This window comes from Flavonifractor plautii ATCC 29863 (assembly GCF_000239295.1).
GTDB classification, from domain to species: Bacteria; Bacillota; Clostridia; order Oscillospirales; family Oscillospiraceae; genus Flavonifractor; species Flavonifractor plautii.
Genome location: NZ_JH417650.1, coordinates 1 through 19,994, shown reverse-complemented (window position 1 = coordinate 19,994; position 19,994 = coordinate 1). Strand labels below are relative to the sequence as shown.

Below are 19,994 nucleotides of genomic sequence, written 5' to 3'. Positions count from 1 at the left end.
TCAGATGTCCAATATGTATTGTAGTCCTACACCGGGTTTTTCAAGTGGTCAAAATCTTACGTTGAAATTCTGTGACTTTATATGTTATATTAGCTTTGATTACTTTTACGGGCTCTCGCAAAAGAGAGGCACAGCGTGTACTGGGAGATATCATAGTGCGTGAAAATGAATATAAGGAGATCCTGTCGGCGCTCTTAGGCCTTTTGAATGAAGGGGTTCATATTGTGGCCGGGCAGGGGACCTCCATTTTTTACAATTCCGTTATGGCCAGGATGGAACAGATGGAGCCGGCAGATGTGGTCGGCCGGCGTTTTGAGGATGCGTTTTCTCACATGGATCTGGAGTCCAGTACGATTTACCGTGCGCTCCAGGCCGGGGCATCCACCGTCAATCAGCCGCAGCGGTACATCAACGCCAGCGGCAAATATATTCACACCATTAATACTACCATTCCGGTCAAAGATGCCGACGGGAAGCTACTCGCCGTGATCGAGGTAGCCAATGACGTAACTCAGCTGTCGGAGCTGTGCGACCGGCTGGCCCATCTGCAAAGTCAGGTGGGGACGCAGGAGACATCCAAAAAACAGAAGCTCAAACGCTATCACTTTTCCGATCTGATCGGGCGTGATCCCAAGTTCCAGAAGAGCATGGAGCGGGCCAAGCGGGCGGCGCAAAACGACATGCCGGTGCTGATCTACGGGGAGACGGGCACGGGAAAGGAGCTGTTCGCCCAGAGCATCCACTACGGTGGAACGCGGAGCGGGAAGCCCTTTATTGCGCAGAACTGCGCGGCCCTGCCCAGCAACCTGCTGGAGGGGCTTCTGTTCGGCACCGCCAAGGGCGGGTTCACCGGAGCGGTGGACCGGGCGGGCCTGTTTGAGCTGGCCAACCACGGTACGCTCCTGCTGGATGAGCTGAACTCCATGCCCTATGAGCTCCAGAGCAAGCTGCTCCGGGTCTTGCAGGAGTCCTACATCCGGCGGGTTGGGGGCTCAGAGGATATTCCGGTGGATGTCCGGGTAATCACTACTGTAAATGAAGACCCTGTCGACCTGATCCGCCAGGGAAAACTCCGTCAGGACCTGTACTACCGCCTCAGCGTGGTCACCCTGAATATTCCGCCCCTGCGGGAACGCAGGGGCGATATCCCCTATCTGGCCCAGGCGCTGATTGAAAAGCACCATGCGAAGATGGGAAAGCGCCTGTCGGAGCTGCCGCGGGATGTGCTGCGCCAGCTCATGGAATACGACTACCCGGGAAACGTCCGGGAATTGGAGAACATCCTGATCCAGGCCATGTTCATGATGGATGGGGACAGCGGCTTTACAACAGAGCTCCTGGACCTGCCCGCGCCCGGCAAGGCCGTGGACCGGCGTGGCACAGACTTTCAGGCGGGCGAGTCCCTGCAGGATTATATCGAGCGCATTGAGGAGGAAACGATACGCACCATGTTCGACCGCTGCCGGGGGAACGTATCCCAGTGCGCAACCTGTCTGCATATGAAGCGGCAGACCCTTCAGCACAAGCTGAAAAAATATGGAATTCTTTATTAACGGCTTCTTGGGGGGCGCAAAAAAGTGGGCATAATGCCCATTTTTTTGCGCCTTGTCAACCTGTTTTGGTGCATGTTTGCCAGAGCAGCTCACAGGCCGTTTCAGAATAAAATTTTGTGGATGTCCTCTAAACCCCGGCTAATTGTCCATATAAATGGAAAATATAAGAATTTAATTGAAATATTATACAAATCAAAGGGTGCGCCGGAAAAACTGGCACACCCTTTGCTTTTTCTATCCGCAGACAGGACACAGAACCTGAACCACACGACCTGTAACGGAAAGGATGAATGCAGCATGAAAAATGTGAAGGTAATTCTCTGGGGACTGGGCGCCATGGGCGGCGGCATCGGCAAGATGCTCTGCAAAAAGCAGGGCGTGGATATTGTGGGCGCCATCGACATCGGCGCCAAGCTGGGCAAGAGCCTGTATGACGTGGTGCCCGGCATTGAGCGCGGCGACCGCGAGGACGTGATCGTGGGCACCGCCGAGGAGGTCATCCGGCCCGGCGCCGCCGATATCGTGGTGGTGTGCACCAACTCCTTTACCCGTGATGTCTATGACAAACTGGTGTTTGTTATGGAGCGGGGCATGAACGTCATCACCTCCGCCGAGGAGATGGCTTATCCCCAGGCCCAGGAGCCTGAGCTGGCGGCCAAGCTGGACGAGATCGCCAGGAGGAACGGCGTCACCGTGCTGGGCACCGGCATCAACCCCGGCCTTATCATGGATCTGCTGGTCATCCTGTGGACCGGCGCCTGCGAGAGCGTGGATCACATCGTCTCCCGCCGGGTGAACAGCCTGTCTCCCTTCGGCCCCGCCGTCATGGAGGAGCAGGGTATCGGCCTGGAGGTGGCCGAATTTGAGAAGCGGAAGGCTGCGGGCACCATGACCGGCCACGTGGGCTTTGCCGAGTCCATCCGCATGATCACCGACGCTCTGGGCTGGAAGCTGGATAAATTCGAGCAGGACATGGAGCCCATCGTCACCGACGTGGACCGCAAGTCCCCCTATGGCTTTGCCGCCGCCGGCCATGTGGCGGGCGTTGCCATGAAGGGCTGGGGCACCGTGGACGGCCAGGTGAAGATCGAAATGGACCACCCTCAGCAGATCGAACCCGAGCAGGTGGGCATCCATACCGGCGACTATGTGGAAATTCAGGGCATTCCCCCGGTCAACATGGTCAATACTCCCGAGATCGAGGGCGGAATCGGCACCATGGCCATGATCATGAACTGCATCCCCCACGTGATCAACGCCCGTCCCGGCCTGAAAACCATGGTCGACATCCCCGTGCCCCACGCCATCATGGGCGACATGCGGGACATGATCGACGAGGACTGCAAGCTGGTGAAGTAAGGAACCGTCCAATCGACTTGAAACGGTTACGGGCCCGGAGGAGCTTTCTCCTCCGGACCCGCGGAGAAAGGAAGCTGTGAAATGGTTCAAAAAGGAACATGGGTACGGATTAAGAAGATCCTGCTTCCAGTGGGCCAGCGTGCCCCTCAGGATCCTGAGGACACCAGAAATACCCCGCTGGTGATGTGGACAAAGGGATTCCTGGCGGCCGACGCCAATCTGGGAGACGAGGTGCAGGTCACCACGGCCGCAGACCGGGTGGAGACCGGCACGCTGGTGGAGGTCGACCCCTATTACACCCACAGCTATGGCAAGTGCGTGCCCGAGCTGGTGCAGATCGACCGCAATTACAGAGCATTCCTGTATGGAGGTGATAAGTGATGGCACTGGCAAAGGATTACGCCTCCGTGATGAGCCGCAAGGGCGAAATTATGAAGAAGGCCCTGGGCATGGATTTCTCCGCCTTTGAGAGCGGCTCTATCGCCTTTGACTACGAGAAGATGATGTCCTCTACGGGGTTCTCCATGGAGGAGGTAGAACGGGTGCAGGGGCTGACCGGAGTGGGCAATACCCCGCTCTTCACGCTGCGGAACCTGACCGCCCTGGCCCGCAAGTGCGCCAAGCCCGGCTATGGCGCCACCATCTGTGTGAAGGATGAGATGACCAACCCCTCCGGCTCCTTTAAGGCCCGCCGGGCCGCCTGTGCGGTGGCCTTTGCCAAGGCTCACGGCTATAAGGGCGTCATCGCCGCGACCTCCGGCAACTACGGCGCCGCCGTGGCCTCCCAGGCCGCGATGCAGGGCCTCAAGTGCATCATCGTCCAGGAAGCCTACGACTCCCGGGAGGTGGGCCAGCCCGAGATCATTGAGAAGGCCCGGGCCTGCGAGGCCATGGGAGCCGAGGTGGTGCAGATCACCGTGGGCCCCGAGCTCTTCTATGAGTCCCTCTCCCTGCTGGAGGACACCGGCTTCTTCAATGCTTCCCTCTATTCCCCCTTCGGCATCGCCGGCATTGAAACGCTGGGCCATGAGATTGCCCTTCAGTGCCGCGCCCAGTTCGGCAGGGATCCCGACATGGTTGTGTGCACCAATGCCGGCGGCGGCATGGTTACCGGCACCGCCCGGGGCCTGCGGAAGGCGGGGGTCGGCCATACGCAGATCGTAGCCGCCTCAATTGATCTGACCGGCCTGCACATGGCCTCCGACACCCAGTTCAACCGGAAGTCCTGTACCACCGGCCATACCGGCTTCGGCGTCCCGTTTGCCAACTGGCCGGATCGCTCCGACGTGCCCCGTTCTGCCGCCCGTCCCCTGCGCTATATGGATCGCTATGTCACCGTGACGCAGGGCGAAGTTATGTGCATCACCGAGCTGCTGGCAAACCTGGAGGGCCTGGAGCGCGGCCCCGCCGGAAATACCTCTCTGGCCGCGGCCTTCTGCCTGGCTCAGGAGCTGCCGGAGGATCAGATCCTGGTAGTCAGCGAGACCGAGTACACCGGCGCGGGCAAGCACGTGCAGCCCCAGCTGGACTTTGCCCGGGAGAACGGCATCGAGGTGCGCTTTGGCAAGCCCGGTGAGGAGGTGCCCGGCGTCAGCGTGATCCTGCCCGCCGATCCCTATCAGTTCCAGGTCAGGGATCTGGATCTGGACAAGATGCGCCATTCCCTCATCAAGACGGCCCTAAAGACCTATACGGCCACCCCCACCGAGGCGGACTATGAGTTTCTGGCCCAGGAGACCAACAAGAGCGTGGATTGGGTCAGGGAGCAGGTGGCCGCCATCGTGCCCACACTTTGAGAGAGGAGCGTGACATCCATGAAGCGTGCCGATGATTTTGCTGAGAGAAGAAAGCATATCGCCAATCTGACCGACCAGGAGCTGTATGACCGCTTCTGGGCGCTGACCGAGCAGGTGGTTGCCCCGCTGCTGGAGCTGGGCCGCAGGAATACCACCCCCTCGGTAGAGCGTGCCGTGCTGCTGCGGATGGGCATCTCCTCTCTGGAAACCCAGAAGATTGTGGAGGGCTGTATGGATCACAGCCTGATGAGCCACGGCGCCGGCCATGTAGTCTACAAGCTGTCCAGGGAGAAGAATCTCTCCATTCCGGAGGCCGGACACCTGCTGGCCCAGGGGAAGTACTGGGATGAAGCCGCCGCGCTGTTCAAGGAGGGGAAGTAAGTATGTCTGAGATGACCCTGAAGCCCAACGAAAAGCTGGATGTACGCAACATCCTCAAGGATCTGGACAAGTACGAGCCCAAGCGCCGGGGATGGACCTGGCGCAAGCCCGCCCCCAACCTGGAGATGGGCCCCTTTACCTACCACGATGTGTCCGAGCCGCTGAAGCAGAGCGTCGGCCTTCCCCCGGCCAAGTACTTCGGCGATATCGACCCCCAGCCGCTTCCGGTCATCACGACCGAGATTGCCTCCGGCCGCTTTGAGGACGATATCCGCCGCATGCGCATGGCCGCCTGGCACGGCGCCGACCACATCATGGTCATCCGGCATATGGGCCAGTCCCATATCGACGGCCTGATGGAGGGCACCCCCCAGGGAATCGGCGGCGTTCCCATCACCCGCAAGCAGGTCCGCGCACAGCGTAAGGCGCTGGATCTCATCGAGGAGGAGGTGGGCCGCCCCATCAACTATCACTCCTATGTCTCCGGTGTAGCTGGCCCCGATGTGGCCGTCATGTTTGCCGAGGAAGGCATCAATGGCGCCCACCAGGATCCCCAGTACAACGTCCTCTACCGGGACATCAACTGCGTGCGCTCCTTCGTGGACGCCTGCGAGTCCAAGTCCATTATGGCCTGGGCCGGGATGCTGCAGATTGATGGCGCCCACAACGCAAACGCCACCGCCCGGGAGGCGTGGAAGGTCATGCCTGAGCTGATCGTGCAGCATGCCATCAATTCCCTGTTCTCCGAGCGGGTGGGCATGAAGCCGGAGAACATCAGCCTGTCCACCGTGCCCCCCACGGCCACTCCGGCCCCCTGCGTCTATACCGACCTGCCCTACGCCGTGGCGCTGCGGGACATCTGCGGGCGCTACAAGATGCGGGCCCAGCAGAACACGAAGTACATCTGCTCCTCCACCCGCGAGGCGACAGTGACCCATGTGCTGAACATGCTCATTTCAAAGCTGACCAGCGCGGACATCCAGTCCACCATCACCCCTGACGAGGGCCGCAACGTCCCCTGGCACATCTACAATATCGAGGCCATCGACAACGCCAAGCAGACCCTCATCGGTCTGGACGGCCTGATGGAGATGGTGGAGCTCAAAAAGGATGGCCCTCTGCGCGAGATGGCCCGTGAGCTCAAGGAGCGCGCCTGCCTGTTCATGGAGGAGATCGTGGAGGTCGGCGGCTACTTCAACGCTGTTCAGGAGGGCTTCTTCGTGGACTCCGCCAAGTACCCCGAGCGCAACGGCGACGGCATCGCCCGCAAGATTGAGGGCGGCGTGGGCTACGGCTACATCTTTGAGCGGGCCGAGGACTACATGGCCCCCGTCACTGCCCACTACGGCTACAACAACGTGGAGCAGTACGGCGGCGATCCGGCCAACCCCTCCGCCCTGATTGGCGGCTGCACGTTTGAGGACCGCAGCAAGATCGTCTACATCGACGAGCTGGATGAGGAAGACAACGTGAACGTCCGTATGGACAAGGTGAAGAAGTATCTGGACGGAGAGGCCCTCAAGCCTGAGGTGGAGTGGTGCGCCGACGGCACCATCCTGCTGACCATGTGTATCCCCGCTGAGAAGCGTGTGGCCGAGGCGGCGGCCCTGGAGATCGGCAAGCGGCTGGGTCTGGATCACCCCGAGGTGATCAGCAAGGAGGTTCTTCAGGAGGCGGAGGGTACCCGCATCGAGATGAAGGGCAAGCTGACCTTCGACGTGGATCCCACCAAGCTGGAGGTCCCCCCCGAGCCCCACCATTTGAGTGACGCCGTGCTTTACAAAGAGTTCGAGGAGCACCCCATGGTGGTGGTCTGCGGCACGGTAGGCGAGGATGAGCACTCTGTGGGCCTGCGGGAGATTATCAATATCAAGCACGGCGGCATTGAAAAGTGGGGGGTCAAGGTTCACTACCTGGGCACCTCCGTCCCGGTGGAAAAGCTGGTGGACGCGGCGGTGGAGCTGAACGCCAACGCCATTCTGGCCTCCACCATCATCTCCCACGATAACGTCCACTACAAGAATATGAAGCGCATCAACGAGCTGGCGGTGGAAAAGGGCATCCGTGACCGGGTGATCATCGCCGCCGGCGGCACCCAGGTCATCCCGGATGAGGCCGTCAAGACCGGCATTGACCAGGGCTTCGGCCGGGATTCCCACGGGATCGACGTGGCCACCTTCCTGGCAGAGGAGGCCATGCGCCGGAGAGGTGAGCTGTAAGCTCAAAGCAATCCCCGAACGGCTGGATTGCTCCATATCTATCCATGCCCCGGCGAAGGCCTGAAGGGGAGCCGGGGCAGGATAGGTTTCAGGTTCGTCTAAAATGCGGTCAAATGAAATGAACGGACCCCAACCCCATTCCCCAACCTGATTTTGGATTTAGGAGGAGCCTTCATGAGTCAAGAAACGACGAACAAAGCAGGCGGCGTTTCCTTTATCGGATTGCTTGGCCTGGTCATCGGCGCAACAATCGCAAGTGCGGTATTTGCATTCCCGGGCGACTTTGCTGCGGCCGGGGCCGGTTCCGGCGCTGTTCTGGTGGGCTGGCTGATAACCGGCATCGGTATGCTGGGGCTCTGCCTGGCCTTTTATTACTTAAACAAACTGAAGCCCGAGCTGAAGGGCGGCGTTTACAGCTATGCCCGCGCCGGCTTTGGTTCTTATGTGGGATTTAACTCCGCATGGGGTTATTGGTTAAGTGAGCTGCTCTCAAACATCTCGTTTTTGACACTTCTGTTCGCCTCGGTAGGACAGTTCCTGCCCCTGTTCGGTGTAGGAAACAACATCCCGTCGGTCATTGGCATGTCCGTGGTATGGTGGATTGCCATTATCCTGGTGCTCCGCGGCACAAAGGAGTCCACTGCGGTCAACCTGGTTTCCACCATCGCAAAAATTATCCCCATTCTGGTGCTGATCGTCGTCATTATTTTTGCCCGCGCCTTCTCCTTCGAGACCTTTATGCAGAACTTCTCGGGCAGCGAGGGCGGAATGAGCTTTGGCAAGCAGGTCATGGCGACCACCACCACCACAGTGTGGGCGTTTACCGGCATTGAAGGAGCCGTGGTAATCTCCGGCCGCGCCAAGCGTTCCAGCGACGTGGGCCGCGCCACGGTGATCGGTTTCCTTTCCGTACTGATTCTCTATATTATCATTTCCTTCCTGAGCGCCGGCGTGATGACCAATGAGGAGCTGGCCGCCCTGGGCAATCCCCCCATGGCCGGTATCCTGGAGCACGTGGTGGGCCCCTGGGGCGCTGCCCTGGTGAATATCGCCGTTATTATCTCCCTGCTGGGGGCCACGCTGGGCCACACCATCATGTGCACGGAGTGCCCATATGAGGCGGCCAAGAGCGGTGCGTTCTGCAAGGCGTTTACCCGAACCAATAAAAATGGCGCGCCTGTCTTCGCCATTGTCCTCACCAGCATCATTGCGCAGGTATTCCTGGTTCTGCTCTATTTCAATGAATCGACCTATCAGGTATTTTACTTCTTTGCCACCGGCATGATCATGGTGCCGTACTTCCTCAGCGCAATGTATTTCTGCAAGGTGGCGCTGAAGCAGGAGAACGGGCTGATCAAAGGAATTGGTATTTTCAACGCTGTTTACGCGGTCTGGATGGTCTTTGCCGCCGGCATCAGCGTCATGCTGGCAACCGTCCTGCTTTATGTGCCCGGTATCTTTGTCTATGCCAAGGGACAAAAGGAAAAGGGACTAAAAGTATTCGAGACAAAGGTTGATAGGGCCGTTTTTGTCGCCCTTCTGGCACTTCTGGTTATTTGTATCTACTTTGTGGCCACCGGCAGGATCAATCCGCTCGGCTGATTCGGCTGAATGTCGTCCTGTCCCGCGCAACAGCGCGCCGAACGAAACAAGTCGGGCAAACAGGCAAACCGAGGGGCAGAGGCGCTGCGGCCTTCTGCCCTGGTTTGCCTGTTTGCAAAGCAAATCTGTAGTATGTTTGCTGCCTTCCAATGCAGCAGAAAGGCGGTGACAGTAATGAAAGTAGATGTCCTTGTAGCGGAGATCGGCTCCACCACAACAGTGGTAAACGCTTTCCACGGCCTGGACGGCGATCGTCCGGTCTATCTCGGCCAAGGCCAAGCCCCCACTTCTGTACTGGACGGAGATGTACGTATCGGCCTGCAGAGCGCAGTCTCCGACCTGTGCGGCAAGCTGGGAACGGAGTCCCTGGAGTACCGCGAGATGCTGGCCACATCCTCTGCCGCCGGCGGCCTCAAGATGACGGTACACGGCCTGGTATACGACATGACGGCCAAGGCCGCCAGGGAGGCGGCCCTGGGCGCGGGAGGGATTCTCCACTACGTTACGGCGGGACGGCTGCGCCGGACTGATTTGGCCAAGATCAAGGAAATACGCCCCAACCTCATTCTGATCGCAGGCGGCGTGGACTACGGCGAACGGGACACGGCGATCGCCAATGCGGAGATGATCCGCTCCATGAACCTTAAAATCCCCGTCGTCTACGCCGGAAATGTGGAGAATCAGGAGGAGATGCGCCTGATTTTTCCGGAGGAGGAGGGGGAGCAGCTCTACATTGTGGAGAATGTCTACCCCAAGATCGACGCGCTGAACGTAGAGCCCTGCCGGAAGGTCATTCAGGATGCGTTTGAACAAAACATCACCCATGCTCCAGGCATGGAGCACGTCCGGGAGATGGTGACAGGCCCCATCATCCCCACGCCGGGCGCGGTGATGGAATGTACCAAGCTGTTGTATGAATACCTGGGCGACCTCATTGTTTTGGACGTGGGCGGAGCGACAACAGATCTGCATTCCGTCACGGTGGAGTCCGACCAGGTGGCCCGCCTCATGATTTCACCCGAGCCGAAGGCCAAGCGCACGGTTGAAGGGGATCTGGGCGTGTATGTCAACCGCTGGAAGGTGGTGGAGTCCATCGGCGAGGAGAAGCTCCGGGAGCAGTGCCGGGAGCAGGGCTTTTCCATGGAGCATGCCCTGGAGACCTATCGGGCCATCCCCAAAACGGAGGAAGAAGTGAAGCTGGTGGAGCTGCTTACCCGAGAGGCCGTGGTAAAGGCGGCGGAGCGGCACGCTGGCAGGCTGCGGTATATCTACGGCCCCTCCGGACGCAGCACGGTGGCCGAGGGCAAGGATTTGACGCAGGTCAAATACATCGTGGGCACCGGAGGCGCCCTCACCCGGCTGCCCCACCGTGAGGAGATCATGCGGGAGATCACCCGCTGTAATGAGTCGGGCATGCTGCTGCTTCCCGGGGAGCACGCCCAGATCCTGGTGGATCACGACTACATTATGGCCTCGCTGGGCGTGCTGTCCAAGCGGTACCCCCAGGCGGCCGCCCGGCTGCTGGAGCAGAGCCTGGGCATCACCTTTCCGGAGCGGAAAGCGGAGGAGCCGGTACCCGTCTGCAACAAGGAGCTCTCCCGGCTTGAGACCCAGCGGCAGCAGCGGGAAGAGGAGCTGCGGCGGCACATTGAGGAGTGCGAGGCCATGGGCTATGATATGAGCGCCTACCGGGAGAACAAGCCGAAAGCAGGGGACTGCAGCCATGAGTGCAGCCGCTGTACCCGCCTCCACTGCCCCAACCGCATTACACAGGAAGGAGCGAGTTCGTAAGCCATGTACCCCAGAGTGCGTATTCACATGGACAAACTGCGCCGGAACCTGGACGCCTGCGCCGGCATAATCCAAAAGGTTCCCGGCTGCACCCTTATGATCGTGACCAAGGGCGTGTGCGCCTATCCCCCCATCGTCCGCATGCTCACGGAGCATCCGGGGGTTGATTTTCTGGCCGACTCCCGCATCCAGAACCTGAAATCCTATGCCGTACAGGCGCGTCAGGCCGGTAAGCAGACGGTTCTGCTCCGCCTGTCCATGCCCAGCGAGGTATCCGAAGTGGTGGAGTATGCGGATGTCAGCTTCCAGTCGGAGCTGTCCACCATCAGGCTGCTGGACGAAGCCGCCGGGCGGGCGGGCAAGCGCCATAATGTGGTGCTGATGATCGACCTGGGCGATCTCCGGGAGGGAATCTTTTACGAAAAGGAAGAGGAGATCTTTTCCACGGTGGCAGAGCTCCTTTTGCTCAAGCACATACGCCTGTATGGGCTTGGCACCAACCTCACCTGCTACGGGGCCATCATTCCGAAGAATGAGAATCTCTCTCTGCTGGTGGGGCTTGCGCGAAAGCTGGAGCAGCGCTTCCACATCCGGCTCCCCATGGTCTCCGGCGGGAATTCCAGCTCCATTTATCTGATTGAACAGGGGAATCTGCCGGAGGGCATCAATAATCTGCGCCTGGGCGAGTCCTTCCTGCTGGGCAATGACACTGCTTATGGCACAAGAATCCCGGGAACCGTGGGGGACGCACTGGAGCTGGAGGCGGAAGTCATTGAAATCAAGGAAAAGCCCTCCCTCCCGGTAGGCGAGATCGGCGTGGATGCTTTCGGACACCGGCCCACCTATGAGGATAAGGGGATCATGCGCCGGGCCATCGTGGCGGTGGGCCGGCAGGATGTGGACACAGACAGCCTGCAGCCCAGGGATCCGCAGATAGAAATCCTGGGCGGAAGCTCGGATCACCTGCTGCTGGATCTGACCCACTGCACCACTGTATACCAAGTGGGGGACCGGATACAGTTTACCCTTGGTTACGGCAGCATGCTCAAGGCATTTACCAGCCCCTATGTGGAAAAAGTCATCTGAGCCGCAGGTCTCTGCGGAGAGGGAGTGGCAGATATGTTACGGAAACTCGACCTGATCGGCGTTCAGTCGGATTGGGGCGCCTCGCAGCGGGGGGCCAGCATGGGGCCAGCCGCCATCCGGTTTGGAGGGCTTGTGGAGGGTCTGGAGCGGCAGGGCCACCACGTACGGGACAGGGGAGATATCCTCGCTCCCCGGACAGGGGCCAGCCGGGAAAAGCTGCTGCACTATGAACAGGTGTCAGAGGTGAACCGGCGGGTGTACCTCTCCGTTACGGAAACCCTGGAGGAGGGGCGTTTCCCCGTTATCCTGGGCGGCGACCACAGTATCGCCGCCGGCAGCATCGCGGCGGTCTCGAAGAGGCACAGCGGCAACATCGGCGTCATCTGGATCGATGCCCACGGCGACTGGAACAGCGAGGAGAGCACATGCACCGGCAATATGCACGGGATGCCCTTTTCCGCTGTCTGTGGTTACGGACCTGACTGTATGGTGGAGTTCGGCCAGGGAGCGGCGCCGGTTAACGTGGCTCACTGCGTGCAGGTCGGCGGACGGGACATTGACGATTTGGAGCGGCAGCGTATGGCGCAAGCGGGGGTCACTGTGTTTCCGATCAATATGATCGACAAGCTCGGGATGGGCGCGGTAATTGAGCAGGCCATCCAGATCGCCGGAGAGGGCACCGATGGCATCCACCTCAGCTTTGATGTGGATGCCATCACTCCGGAGGCTGTGCCAGGCACGGGAGTGATTTTTTACAACGGCCTGACCCCCCATGAAGCCTTTCTGGCGGCAGAGGCCATTGCGGAGAGCAGGAAGCTGATCTCCATGGACATGGTGGAGGTCAATCCCTTCCTGGATACCGCCAATAAGAGCGGCATTCTTGCCTCTGAGCTGATCCAGTCGGCTCTGGGAAAAAGCGTATATTGAGCACGGAGGGAGACCTGTGGAGGAACCTTTGGAACAGACCATTTCCGCCCGCCAGCTTGGGGCTGCCTTTTCGGGGTGTTTTCTGGGGGCCGGCTATGTCTCCGGCAGGGAGATGTGGCAGTTTTTCGGCCGGTTTGGCCCGGTGGGCTGGCTGGGGCTGTGCCTGAGCATCGCGCTGCTGGGTGGGGCGGGGCTGCTTCTGCTTACCATGGTCCGGCGGACCGGCCGGCATGAGTTGTCCTTCCTGATGGTCCCCTGGCAATGCCCGGCGCTCAGACATCTCCTGGCTCTTTTCTCTGTCCTGCTCCTGTTCGGGGTGGTAACCATCATGACAGCGGGGACGGGGGCGGCGCTTCATCAGGCCTTTGGACTGCCCCCCTGGCTATGCGGATTGCTCTTTGCTCTGCTGATCGCAGCCCTCTCTCTGTCGGGGCTGCGGGGGATGATCTCTATCTTTTCCTTTGCGGCCCCCGCGTTGGTTCTCTGTACGGTGGGGTTAGGGGCGGGGGCCCTGCTCCTGCTGCCTGCCTGTCCGCCGCCTGCGTTCCAGGGCGGTGTTGGGTGGCTTCCCTCCGCTATGGCATTTTCGGCCTATAACATGTTCAGCGCTGTGGCAATCCTGGCCCCCCTGGGGCGGCAGGTCCCGCCAAGGTGCACTCCAAGGGGAATTGGCCTGGGCTGTACCATGCTTTTCATGGTGGCCGCGCCGATTCTGCTTGTCCTGAACCACTATCCCGGGGCGGCCGAGACGGAATTTCCCATGCTGACGGTGGTCACAGCCATCTCCCCAGGACTCGGCATTCCCTATCTTTTGCTCCTGCTGATCGCCATGGTGGTCACCGCCTTTTCCTGCTTTCTGGCTGGTATGGAGCGGCTCTCCGCCGGAACAGAGCTGCACGGCCGGGAGAGGGTCCTCCGGTTTTTCGCTGTCTCCCTGGTGGCCTGGGGCGCGTCTCTGCTGGGCTTCGGTGAACTCATCAGTCTGATCTACCCGGTGTTCGGCGCAGTCAGTGCGGTTTTCCTAACAGGTATGGCTGTCCATTTTTGCAGGGTGAACTGGGGGAATCCGAATGAAAAAGCAGACGGAAAGTGACCTGGTGGCAGAGGCGGTCGCCTACATGAGGCTCCATTTCGCCAGACCACTCAAACTGACAAAGGTTGCAAGGCACGTGGGCTGCTCTCCCGCCTACTTGAGCAGGAAATTTCAGGCCGAACGCTCCTGCACGTTTACTTACTGTCTGAACCAGATCCGGGTAGAACAGAGCAAGCCGCTTCTCCTCAACCCTGCCCTCACGGTAGGGGATGTGGGCTACCTGGTGGGATTTTGTGAGCAGAGTTATTTTGTTAAGGTATTTCGCAGATATACCGGTATGACACCGAGGCAGTACCAGCAGTCGGAAAAGCGGGGTCTTTCGCCCTGAAAGGAGCGCAGTACGATGTATTTTTGCAGACCAGGGCTGGACACAGCGCTGCTTCCCGGATCATTCAAACAGACGATCAGGGGGGAAACGCCGGTTGGCGTTTCCCCCCTGTGTTGCTCTCCGCGCCTCTGCGTCATAGTCTAAGGCAGGGCCATTGCGCCCAATCCAGTATGGAGTGTACCCTTATGAACTATTATGGATGTTATTACACAGGAAGGGGCTGCCCCTGCTCCTGTGATACCTCAGATGACGAACTGTTTCAGCGCGGGCCGCAGGGCCCCCAAGGGATCCCCGGTGAGCGGGGTCCGCAGGGCCCACGTGGTCCAAAGGGCGATCCAGGCTGTCCTGGGCCTGTCGGGCCCCGCGGTATGGCCGGGCTGCCCGGCGCCCGCGGACCGCAGGGCGTGCGGGGCGATGCCGGGCCGAAAGGAGATCCGGGGCCCATGGGTCCCCAGGGAATCCGTGGAGTTCCAGGCCCTATGGGCCCGCAAGGCGACCGCGGTCCGGTTGGTCCGAAGGGTGATCCCGGTCCGGCCGGCCCCATGGGTCCGAAAGGGGAACAGGGTGATCCCGGAGCCCGCGGTCCGGTTGGTGAACAAGGTCCTATGGGAGAACAGGGTCTACAGGGTGAAACCGGCCCACAGGGTCCTCAGGGAGAGCGCGGCTGCCCCGGTCCTATGGGGGAGCAGGGACCAATGGGACCAACCGGCCCTGCCGGAGAAGTCGGCCCCACCGGCCCCCAAGGGTTGACCGGTCTTACCGGGCCGACCGGGCCGACTGGACCTAAAGGCATCCAGGGTGTCACCGGGCCGACTGGACCGACTGGCCCCCAGGGCATCCAGGGCGTCACCGGGCCGACTGGGCTGACCGGAGCCACCCCATCCGTCACGGTGCGGAATGTAACCTCGGGCTCTACCGCCGCTGTCACCGCCACCCCCTCCGACACCGGCGTGGCGCTGGACTTTGTGCTGCCCCAGGGGCCAACCGGACCGACGGGAAGTACCGGCGTCAAGGGTGACATCGGCGCTACCGGCCCCGCGCCCACCATCACGGTGGAGGAGAGTTCCCCCACCGCTTACCGTGTGCGCTTCCACGGCAGCGGGGCCGACGTGGTTTCCCCCAACCTCCGCGCGAGCCCCGAAGTCTATAACATGAATTTGTCATCTACGGGGAGCGCCAGGGAAATCACCCTGGGCAAGCTGATTCTCAATGTGCAGAACGCCGGTACCAGCGCCATTCGTCTGAGCCTCCGGGCAGCGGACACTGCGGCCCCCGTACTGGTGGACCTCCGGCGAACCACAATCTACGACGGGAGCACCATTGAATCTCAGACCTGGAACAGCGTATCCTTTTCCACTGCCCAGATAATCGACGATATTCTCTACGACAACTCCCAGGAAACTCACTGGATGCGGCTCCGCCAGCAGGACCCCGCCACCAAGCTCTGGTCCATGTGCCAGATCACTACCTTTGCCTCGGCGGCAGGCGCCCGCGTTTCGGTCATCATCGACTGGTATTACACCGGCGTAACCTTTGCCGCCCCATCCGGCTCCTAAAAAGGAAACAGGCGCACGCCCTCATTCTGGGCGTGCGCCTGGATTTTTTGCGGGCAGCTGCTGCCCTGGCCTCTTAACCGCCGACTCCGTTCTCCAACTCCACCATGGCCAGAGGCAGGTCGAAGAGCTCCGAGAGATCGCTTGCACCCTCCAGCACAAAGGCGTCGGGGGACAGATCCCGGCCGCTCCAGTCCTCCTCAAAGTCCAGAGCCACCGCCACCGGATCCAGCAGATCGGGCCGATCTCCGGCATCGCAGGCATCCTGGAGGGCGGCGTAATAGTCGTCCATGGGCTGATCGGTCTCCGGCACCACCAGATAGCGCGTGCCGTTCTGATCCACCCAGCGGTCTACGCACCAGATCCCCTCCTCCCCCTGGGTTGCGGGCTGGGAGAGCACCAGGGTGTAGGCCGTGTCCGCCGCCTCTTCATAGCCGGACAGGCCGTAATAGGGATAGTAGCGCACCGTCACATGCTCCCCGCCGGGATAGGAGAGGGGGCCGGTGACCCGCTGGTAGAAGGGATCCTCCTCCATAGGGGTGAGCCCGGCGCCGGCGGCCAGCTCCTCCAGCCACGCCATCAGGGCTGTCCCTGTATCATGGTAGTCGCCGTAGTGGTCGGGATGGAAGTTCACATCGGTGGGGCTGTGGCAGGCGTAGTACCAGTCCCCGCTCCGGCCCAGGTAGGAACAGCCGCCGGTCAGCTCCCAGCTATAATAGGACTGCTCAAAGCCCACCTGGCTGTAGCGCCCCACCTGGAGGAGCAGTCCGCCCCATTCGGTGTTGTAGTCCGGCGCGTAATAATAGGTGGCCAGCACGCCGGAACCGCCCTCCGTCACATCCCCCGGCCCGGTTACCACAACCTTGTCCGCCAGCTCCGCCGGCAGGGCGGCCAGCCCACTCTCCAGGGGAACCTTCTCCTCCGTCTGAACAGCTAGGTTGGACACGAACTGCCAGCCCTCCCCGCGCTCCCGCAGGGTGACCTGCTTATATCCGTCGCCCATGAAGGTGTCGTCGTAGGTGAGGCGCACCAGCTCGCCACGCCGCTCCCCGCCGGTGAAGGCGACGGAGCCGCGGTAATTGGTGTCGCCGTGGTAGTAGAAATACACATCGAAGCCGGGCAGATAGGTAAAGTGTTCCAGCCCCACCTGGCCGGTCTCCGCCAGGGTGAGGCCCAGATACTCCTCCAACACCGCGTCCATCTGGGCGGTGGTCAGGATGGTGGCCGGGCAGTCGGGGTCATCGCCGCCCTCGGCGGCCAGCATGGCCGCCTCCAGGGCCACCGGGTCGACGCCGTCCGGTGGGGCGGCGTAGTCGGCGTCCCCGTCGCCGCAGTAGAAGAGCTGGAACAGGTCGATCTCCTCCGGCGCGGCATAGGTGGAGCTGAGGAACTGGTTGCGGATGTTCAGGTAGTCCCCGTTGAAAAAGCCGTCTCCGTTGAAGTAGGCCAGCTCCTCCTCCGAGAGCGGCTCCCAGGCGTCGCTCCGCCCGCCGGTGAAGGTGCACCCCACCGCCAGCCCCGCCAGGAGGGCCACCGCCGCCAGGACGGCGGCCAGGGTTCTGGGCTTCCCTGCAATCATGGCAATCCGCTCCTTTAAGCTCGATGACCCGGCGGTCATGGTGGTGGCGCAGCACAGCAGCTCGCCCGCCGACGGCCGGGCCGTCACCAGCCGGATTAGAGTACGGCCGTAGGCCGCCCGCTCCCGGTCGTCCGCCCCCTGGAGGGCCCCCTCGTCGCAGGCCAGCTCCCCGTCCCGCCTGGACAGAACGGCGGCCAGCCAGACCAGGGGGTTGTACCAGTGGAGGGCCAGGGCCGCCGCCCGCAGCACCGCCCAGATGTGGTCGCCGTGGCGGCGGTGGGTCAGCTCATGGCGCAGGACGTGGCCCAGCAGCTCCGGTTCGCCGGCCGCCGCCGGGGTCAGATAGACCGCGGGCCGGGGAAAGCCATACAGGCAGGGGGAGGGCAGCCCGCGGGCCACATAGACCGGCACGGCTATCCCCGGGATGGGGTGGGCCCGCCGCATCCGCCGCAGGCGCAGATAAAAGCGCAGGTTGCACGCCAGCAGGGCGGCGGCCAGCACCCCCGCGCCGCCCAGCCACACCGCGGTCAGGACGCCCCTCCAGTCCGCCGCCCCGGCGGGAGCGGAGTCCGGCGCGGCCGCCGGGCCGGAGGGCCGGGGTTCCGCCTCCCCCTCCGGCCGGACGGGCATGGGCTCCGCCTCCGGGGCGGAGGGACTCCCGCCGGACTGGGACGGCTGGGCCTGCACCGCGGCCGTCTGGGGCAGGGGCACATAGTTCAGCACGCTCAATCCGGTCTGGAACACCGTGCCCGGCACCAGAAGGCGCAGGAGCACCAGCAGCCACAGGGCGTACCGCAGCCGCAGGCCCATCCGCCCCCGGAACAGGGCCCGCACGGCCAGCACAATCACGATCAGCAGGGACGACATCAGAATCCACTCAGCCATGCTCCTTCTCCTCCAGTCCCTTCAAAACGTCGTAGAGGGCGTCGATCTCCTCCCGGCTCAGGCGCTCCGGCTCCGCCGCGGCGTTTGTGAGCATGCTCACGCTCTCCCGGCAGATACGCCGGAGGAAGCTGCGGGTCTCGCTCACCACCGCGGCCCGGCGCTCCACCGCCGGGGCGTACCACTTGGCCCGCTCCCCCTGCTGGCAGGTGAGCAACCCCTTTTCGGTCATCCGCTTGAGCACGGTGGTGGTGGTGCCCTTGGCCCACCCCTCACGCCCGGCCAGGGTGTGGGCCAGTTGGGTCATGGTCTGGGGGGACGCCTCCCAGAGGCAGTCCAGCACCGCCCACTCGGTTCCCGTCAGGCGCACCAGTTCTCCGTCCATTTCATCACCTCCATCTGGTAGACATTGTCTACCTGTAACATAACACAGCAGGTAGACAATGTCAACCTTTTATTTTTCCACCTCCCGCTCTATAATAGTGGAAAAAGGAGGCTTTGCCATGCAGACAACCGACAAGCTGATGGAATATATTCAGGACAGCCCCAGCCCCTATCACGCGGCCGCCGCTGCGGCCGCCCGGTTGGAGGCGGCGGGCTTTACCCGCCTGGAGGAGAGCGCCCCCTGGGCGCTCTCCTCCGGCCAGTGCTGCTACACCACCCGCAACCAGAGCAGCCTGATCGCCTTCCGCCTGCCCGGCGGCACCCCGGAGGGCTGGCGCATGACCGCCGCCCACAGCGACTCGCCCACCTTCTATGTGAAAAACGACGCGCTGGAGGGGGACAAGCGCTACGTCCGCCTGGCGGTGGAGGGATACGGCGGCATGAACTGCGCCAGCTGGCTGGACCGGCCCCTCACCGTGGCGGGCCGGGCGGTGGTGCGCACCCCGGCAGGGGTGGAGGGGCGTCTGGTCTATCTGGACCGGGATCTGCTCACCATCCCCAGCCTGGCCATCCACCAGCAGCGGGACGTGAACCGGGGCCACGACTACAACGCCCAGAAGGACATGCAGCCCCTCTACGCCCTGGGCGGCGGCCCCTCCCTCACCGCCCTGCTGGCGGAGGGGCTGGGGGTGGACGTGGGGGACATCCTGGCCACCGACCTGGTGCTCTGCCCCCGGCAGGCGCCGGTGCGCATCGGGCCGGAGGGTGAATTCTTCCAGGCCCCCCGCATTGACGATCTGGGCTGCGCCTACGCCACCCTGGAGGGGTTCCTCAGCGCGAAGGGCACGGAGCGCTTCGGGCAGCTCTACTGCCTCTTCGACAACGAGGAGGTGGGCAGCGGCACCCGCCAGGGGGCCATGAGCTCCTTCCTCCCCGACGTGCTCACCCGCATCGGGGAGGCGCTGGGCCTCTCCGCCCAGGCCCGCCGCCAGGCCCTGGCGGGCAGCCTGCTCCTCTCCGCCGACAACGGCCACGCCGTCCACCCCAACTTCCCCGAGAAGGCCGATCCGGCCAACAAGGTCTACCCCAACGGCGGCGTGGTGATCAAGTACTCGGCCAACCAGAAGTACACCACCACCGGCCTCACCGCCGGGCTCTTCCAGGCCATCTGCCAGAAGGCCGGGGTGCCGGTGCAGGTGTTCGCCAACCGGGCCGACGAGCCGGGCGGCTCCACCCTGGGCAACCTGCTGGGCCACCAGGTCAGCATTCCCATGGTGGACATCGGCATGGCCCAGCTTGCCATGCACTCCGCCGTGGAGATGGCGGGCAGCCGGGATCCGGAGTACATGGCCCGGGCCTGCGCCGCCTTCTTCCAGGCGGAGTTTACCCAGACCGCCGACGGCGTGTATCAATTCTGATTTCAGCTGTCCTCACCGGAAAAGGCCGGCCCGTCTTATGACG

16 protein-coding genes are annotated in these 19,994 nt (G+C 62.1%); 14 read left to right on the top strand and 2 right to left on the bottom strand.

Annotation, left to right across the window (positions count from 1 at the left end; all coding sequences use genetic code 11):
• Nucleotides 1-71: 71 nt before the first annotated feature.
• From HMPREF0372_RS02060 to HMPREF0372_RS20445, 13 genes are all read left to right on the top strand, one after another.
• Nucleotides 72-1,553 carry a sigma-54 interaction domain-containing protein gene (locus HMPREF0372_RS02060; protein WP_369848350.1) on the top strand — a complete coding sequence of 494 codons (1,482 nt, stop codon included), beginning with the start codon at nucleotides 72-74 and terminating at the stop codon, nucleotides 1,551-1,553.
• Nucleotides 1,554-1,850: 297 nt separating this feature from the next.
• Nucleotides 1,851-2,912, top strand: coding sequence for a 2,4-diaminopentanoate dehydrogenase (gene ord / locus HMPREF0372_RS02055; protein WP_035300013.1), 1,062 nt, complete (start codon nucleotides 1,851-1,853; stop codon nucleotides 2,910-2,912).
• Nucleotides 2,913-2,993: 81 nt separating this feature from the next.
• Entirely contained in the window at nucleotides 2,994-3,293 is a 300-nt protein-coding gene (gene ortA / locus HMPREF0372_RS02050) for a 2-amino-4-oxopentanoate thiolase subunit OrtA (RefSeq protein WP_007488541.1), read from the top strand.
• The gene (gene ortB / locus HMPREF0372_RS02045) at nucleotides 3,293-4,708 is read left to right on the top strand and encodes a 2-amino-4-oxopentanoate thiolase subunit OrtB (RefSeq protein WP_007488540.1); all 1,416 of its coding nucleotides are present in this window, start codon (nucleotides 3,293-3,295) and stop codon (nucleotides 4,706-4,708) included. Before ortA ends, ortB begins: the two co-directional genes overlap by 1 nt.
• An 18-nt stretch (nucleotides 4,709-4,726) precedes the next feature.
• Complete coding sequence (locus tag HMPREF0372_RS02040) at nucleotides 4,727-5,089, top strand: ornithine aminomutase subunit alpha (protein WP_007488539.1); 363 nt, start codon at nucleotides 4,727-4,729, stop codon at nucleotides 5,087-5,089.
• A gap of 2 nt (nucleotides 5,090-5,091) precedes the next feature.
• Nucleotides 5,092-7,308: a D-ornithine 4,5-aminomutase subunit OraE gene (gene oraE, locus HMPREF0372_RS02035; protein WP_007488538.1), complete on the top strand. Its 2,217-nt coding sequence runs from the start codon at nucleotides 5,092-5,094 to the stop codon at nucleotides 7,306-7,308.
• A gap of 174 nt (nucleotides 7,309-7,482) precedes the next feature.
• A complete protein-coding gene (locus HMPREF0372_RS02030; RefSeq protein ID WP_007488537.1) occupies nucleotides 7,483-8,910 on the top strand; it encodes a basic amino acid/polyamine antiporter in 1,428 nt (475 codons plus the stop codon).
• A gap of 174 nt (nucleotides 8,911-9,084) precedes the next feature.
• The gene (locus HMPREF0372_RS02025) at nucleotides 9,085-10,701 is read left to right on the top strand and encodes a GlmL-related ornithine degradation protein (RefSeq protein WP_039996516.1); all 1,617 of its coding nucleotides are present in this window, start codon (nucleotides 9,085-9,087) and stop codon (nucleotides 10,699-10,701) included.
• 3 nt (nucleotides 10,702-10,704) lie between these two features.
• The gene (gene orr, locus HMPREF0372_RS02020) at nucleotides 10,705-11,787 is read left to right on the top strand and encodes an ornithine racemase Orr (RefSeq protein WP_007488535.1); all 1,083 of its coding nucleotides are present in this window, start codon (nucleotides 10,705-10,707) and stop codon (nucleotides 11,785-11,787) included.
• A 33-nt stretch (nucleotides 11,788-11,820) separates the two neighbouring features.
• Nucleotides 11,821-12,714 carry an arginase gene (rocF, locus tag HMPREF0372_RS02015; RefSeq protein WP_007488534.1) on the top strand — a complete coding sequence of 298 codons (894 nt, stop codon included), beginning with the start codon at nucleotides 11,821-11,823 and terminating at the stop codon, nucleotides 12,712-12,714.
• Nucleotides 12,715-12,742: 28 nt separating this feature from the next.
• Complete coding sequence (locus HMPREF0372_RS02010; RefSeq protein ID WP_154250387.1) at nucleotides 12,743-13,807, top strand: YkvI family membrane protein; 1,065 nt, start codon at nucleotides 12,743-12,745, stop codon at nucleotides 13,805-13,807.
• On the top strand, nucleotides 13,785-14,135 hold the full coding sequence (locus HMPREF0372_RS02005) for a helix-turn-helix transcriptional regulator (RefSeq protein WP_007488530.1): 351 nt from the start codon (nucleotides 13,785-13,787) through the stop codon (nucleotides 14,133-14,135). The genes HMPREF0372_RS02010 and HMPREF0372_RS02005 overlap by 23 nt, the downstream gene beginning before the upstream one ends.
• A gap of 695 nt (nucleotides 14,136-14,830) precedes the next feature.
• Complete coding sequence (locus HMPREF0372_RS20445) at nucleotides 14,831-15,691, top strand: collagen-like domain-containing protein (RefSeq protein ID WP_009258992.1); 861 nt, start codon at nucleotides 14,831-14,833, stop codon at nucleotides 15,689-15,691.
• 73 nt (nucleotides 15,692-15,764) lie between these two features.
• Here the strand turns inward: HMPREF0372_RS20445 and HMPREF0372_RS01990 are convergent, their stop codons facing one another.
• Nucleotides 15,765-18,152, bottom strand: coding sequence for a M56 family metallopeptidase (locus HMPREF0372_RS01990; RefSeq protein ID WP_007488526.1), 2,388 nt, complete (start codon nucleotides 18,150-18,152; stop codon nucleotides 15,765-15,767).
• Entirely contained in the window at nucleotides 18,145-18,534 is a 390-nt protein-coding gene (locus HMPREF0372_RS01985) for a BlaI/MecI/CopY family transcriptional regulator (protein WP_007488525.1), read from the bottom strand. The genes HMPREF0372_RS01990 and HMPREF0372_RS01985 overlap by 8 nt, the downstream gene beginning before the upstream one ends.
• Nucleotides 18,535-18,652: 118 nt before the next feature.
• On the opposite strand from HMPREF0372_RS01985, the gene HMPREF0372_RS01980 reads away from it, so the two are divergent.
• Nucleotides 18,653-19,951, top strand: a complete 1,299-nt coding sequence (locus tag HMPREF0372_RS01980) for a M18 family aminopeptidase (protein WP_007488524.1) — start codon at nucleotides 18,653-18,655, stop codon at nucleotides 19,949-19,951.
• Nucleotides 19,952-19,994 lie beyond the last annotated feature (43 nt).